Annotated in this window: 4 protein-coding genes; all 4 read right to left on the bottom strand. The window is 65.5% G+C overall.

Going from position 1 to position 3902, the window contains the following annotated elements; genetic code table 11:
* Positions 1 to 673, bottom strand: a 673-nt coding sequence (locus IC63_RS16575) for a PfkB family carbohydrate kinase (RefSeq protein WP_036722664.1), incomplete at its 3' end; no start/stop codon positions are given.
* Positions 670 to 1542, bottom strand: coding sequence for a carbohydrate ABC transporter permease (locus IC63_RS16570; RefSeq protein WP_036722663.1), 873 nt, complete (start codon positions 1540 to 1542; stop codon positions 670 to 672). The genes IC63_RS16575 and IC63_RS16570, both read right to left, overlap by 4 nt.
* 1 nt (position 1543) lies before the next feature.
* Positions 1544 to 2482: a carbohydrate ABC transporter permease gene (locus tag IC63_RS16565; RefSeq protein ID WP_052042351.1), complete on the bottom strand. Its 939-nt coding sequence runs from the start codon at positions 2480 to 2482 to the stop codon at positions 1544 to 1546.
* 59 nt (positions 2483 to 2541) lie between these two features.
* Positions 2542 to 3786 carry an ABC transporter substrate-binding protein gene (locus IC63_RS16560; RefSeq protein WP_198026358.1) on the bottom strand — a complete coding sequence of 415 codons (1245 nt, stop codon included), beginning with the start codon at positions 3784 to 3786 and terminating at the stop codon, positions 2542 to 2544.
* Positions 3787 to 3902 lie beyond the last annotated feature (116 nt).

Raw genomic sequence — 3902 nt, 5'->3', positions numbered from 1 at the left:
CCACCTGCCCCGCCCCCGCCGCCAGATAGCGGGCGATGCAGTCCTGCGGGTTGGCGTCGCCGAAATGCGCGGTCTCTTCGTCGAGGCTGGGCAGCACTAGGTCGGCCAGCCCGGCAAAGCGGGTGATCTGCGCCCGCAGCGTCGCGTGGTCCGGCCACAGCCGCGCGCGGATGTTGGTGTCGAACACCACCCGCGCCCCCTTCGCCCGCGCCGCCGTCAGCGCCGCGGCGAGGTTGTCGCGGCCCTCGGGCGGCAGGATGGCGGCGGTGATGCCCGACAGATAGATCAGCCCCGCCTGCCCAAAGGCGCGCGCCAGCGCCTCGGGGTCGTCGGCCAGTCCGCGGGCGGCGGACTGACCCCGCCAGTAGGTAAAGCTGCGCTCGCCCGCGCTGAGGTCGATGGCATACAGCCCCACCTCGCGCACCGGATCGGTCGAGACGTGGTCGGTGACGATCCCGGCATCAGAGATGAAATCGTTCAGCCGGCGGGAAAACCCGCCCTGCCCCAGCCGGGTCAGATAGCCGATCGCCTGGTCCCCGGGCAGCAGGCGGCGCAGATACCAGGCCGTGTTCAGCGTGTCCCCGGCATAGCCCAGGTGCCACAGCCCGGCTTCGTCGCTGGCCGACAGTTCCACCATCGCCTCGCCCACGGCGAGCACCGCAAGCGGGGTCATTCCTTCACGGCACCCGTCATCGAGGACACGTAGTAGTCGACGAAGAACGAATACAGGATCACCACCGGCAGCGATCCCAGCAGCGCCCCGCTCATCAGCGCGCCCCATTCATAGATGTCGCCGCGCACGAGTTCGGTCAGCACGCCGACCGGCACGGTCTTGTTCTCGGACGACGAGATGAAGGTCAGCGCATAGATGAACTCGTTCCAGGACAGGGTGAAGGCGAAGATGCCGGCCGAGATCAGCCCCGGCACCGCCAGCGGCAGCACCACCTTGGTCAGGATCTGCCAGCGGCTTGCGCCGTCGACCAGGGCAGATTCTTCCAGCTCGTACGGGATCGACCGGAAATAGCCCATCAGCAGCCAGGTGCAGAACGGGATCAGGAAGGTCGGATAGGTCAGGATCAGCGCCAGCCGGGTGTCGAAGATGCCGACCTGAAAGACGATGAAGGCCAGCGGGATGAACAGGATCGAGGGCGGCACCAGATAGGCGAGGAAGATCATCAGCCCGGTGACCCGGCTGCCGCGAAAGCGCAGCCGCTCGATCGCATAGGCGGCCAGCACCGAGGCCACCAGCGAGATCGCCGTCGAGGCCACCGACACGATCACCGTGTTCAGCATCCAGCGCGGATAGGTCGTCTCGAACAGCAGGTAGCGCATGTGGTCCAGCGTCGGTCCGACCACCCAGAACGGGCTGTAGTTCTTGTAGTCGGTCAGCTGGTTGTCCGGCTTCACCGCGGTGATCGCCATCCAGTAGAACGGAAACAGCAGCACGAACACGAACACCGCCAGCGGCAGGTAGACCGTCAGCCAGCGGCGGGCGGGGCTTTCGAACTGCTCGATGCCGCCGACATTGTCCTCGTCTGCCATGTCAGTCGTTCCCTTGCTGCCATTTGCGGCGCTGCAGGCCGAAGAAGGAAAACAGGATCGCCGCCAGCAGGAACGGGATCATGGCAACGGCGATGGCCGCGCCCTCGCCAAGCTGGCCGCCGGGAATGGCGCGCTGGAAGGACAGCGTGGCCATCAGGTGGGTGGCGTTCACCGGCCCGCCGCGGGTCAGCACGTAGATCAGCTGGAAGTCGGTTAAGGTGAACAGCACCGAAAACGTCATCACCACCGCAATGATCGGGGTCAGCAGCGGCAGGGTGACCTTGGTAAAGCGCTGCCACGGGGTCGCGCCGTCGATGGCCGCGGCCTCGTTCAGCGATTGCGGGATGGTCTGCAGCCCGGCCAGCAGCGAGATCGCCACGAAGGGGATGCCGCGCCAGATGTTGGCCGCGATCACCGACCAGCGGGCGTTCCACGGATCGCCCAGGAAGTTGATCGGCCGGTCGATGATCCCGAGGTTCATCAGCATCCATGAGATGATCGAGAACTGCGAATCGAAGATCCACCAGAAGGCCATCGCCGACAGCACGGTGGGCACCACCCAGGGCAGCAGGATGATGGCGCGAAAGAAGTTCTTGAACGGCAGATGCCGGTTCAGCAGCAGCGCCAGCCACAGCCCCAGCCCGAATTTCGCGATCGAGGCAAAGACGGTGTAGAACAGCGTGTTGAACACCGCGAGCCAGAACACCGGGTCGTCGAACAGCCAGCGATAGTTTTCCAGCCCGACGAACATCCCCGGACGGCCGATCTTGGTGTCGGTGAATCCCAGCCACACCCCCAGCCCCAGCGGATAGGTCAGGAAGAAGATCAGGAACGCCGCCGCAGGCAGCATGAACAGCACCCCCAGCCAGTTGCGGCTTTCGGCGATGCGGCCGAACAGGCCCTTGGGGGGCGGCGCGAAGTCAGGGGGCGGTGCGGGCATGGCTCGGCCTTCGGTCGGTCAGGGAAAGGGGCCGGCGGTCGCCCGCCAGCCCCGGGCCGTCAGCGATAGTAACGCTGCAGGCGGCGTTCGGCGTTGGCGATCGCGTCCTCGGTCGTGCGCTGGCCGGTCACCGCCTCGGCGAACATGTCGACCAGCACGTAATCCGCCATCGCCCCGGCCGAGGCCGGCCCCAGCGGCCCGGCGTAGCCGTTCACCCGCAGCGATTCCGACGCCTTGGCGTAGGGCGCGTGGATCGGGTTCGAGGTCCAGACCGGGTTCGCCGCGAACTCCTTGAGCGCCTGGCAGCAATAGGCGCTGGCGGCCTCGATCCAGCGGTTCATGTTGTCGGACCGATACATGAACTCCAGATACGCCTTGGCGGCGTTCGGATACTTGCAGTGGTTGAAGATCGAGATGGTCGAGGTCTGCGCCAGCTCGACCGACTTGCCGACCGGGCCGATCGGCAGGTTGGTGGTGCGGATGTCGTCGGCGATCGCCTTCAGCGCCGGGTCCTTCAGCGCCGCGTAGTACAGCGACACGCCGTTCGCGGTCAGCGACACCTCTCCGGCCAGGAAGGCGCGGTTGTTGTTGATGTCCAGCCAGCTTTCGGTGCCGGGGATGAAGGTCGCATACAGCTTCTTGGCGTATTCGATCGCCGCCACCGTCTCGGGCGAGTTGATCGCCACCTTGCCGGCCTCGTCGACCTGCATCCCGCCATGCGACCACAGCAGCCAGTGAGCATAGTTGTTGCCGTCGCCCACCGCCTTGCCGTGCGGGAAGCCCGCCGGCGTGCCCTTGGCCTTCAGCGCCTCGCACAGCTTCAGGAAGCCCTCGGTGTCCTTGGGAAATTCGTTGAAGCCCGCAGCCTTCATGTGGCTGTCGCGATAGCAGATGGCGTTGCCGATGGCGCAAAGCGGGGTCGAGATCCACTTGCCGTCCTGCTGGCCATAGGCGGCGAGGCCGTCATACCAGCCGCCATGCGCATCGCCCAGATGGGTGCAGAGATCGGTCACGTCGACCAGCTTGTCGGGATACTGGAAGGGGTCGTCGAACCACGACATGACCATGTCGGGCCCCGAGCCCACGTTGGCGGCGACGGCGGCCTTGGGGCGCACGTCTTCCCAGCTTTCCTGGTCGATGGTGACCTGCACGCCAGTGGCGTCGGTGAAGGCCTTGGTGTTGGCGTTCCACGCCTCTTCCTCGCCCTTGACGAAGGGCACCCAGCGCAGCAGGCGCAGGCTGGCACCTTCTTCCGGGGTGAACATGGCAGCGGCGGGGGGGGCACCCGCCGCTGCCCTGTTCACCCTGTCTCTTTTATACATCTCCGAGCCCCCGAGACTAAGGCGAATCTCGGATGTCGTCTTCTTCTTTAAAAAAAAAAAACAACACAAATCACACCCCACAGATGATTATATAGGTA

Source organism: Paracoccus sphaerophysae, from assembly GCF_000763805.1.
In the GTDB taxonomy this organism is placed as follows: domain Bacteria; phylum Pseudomonadota; class Alphaproteobacteria; order Rhodobacterales; family Rhodobacteraceae; genus Paracoccus; species Paracoccus sphaerophysae.
The sequence above is the reverse complement of the archived record's forward strand: the minus strand, read 5'-3'. Positions and strand labels throughout refer to the sequence as shown.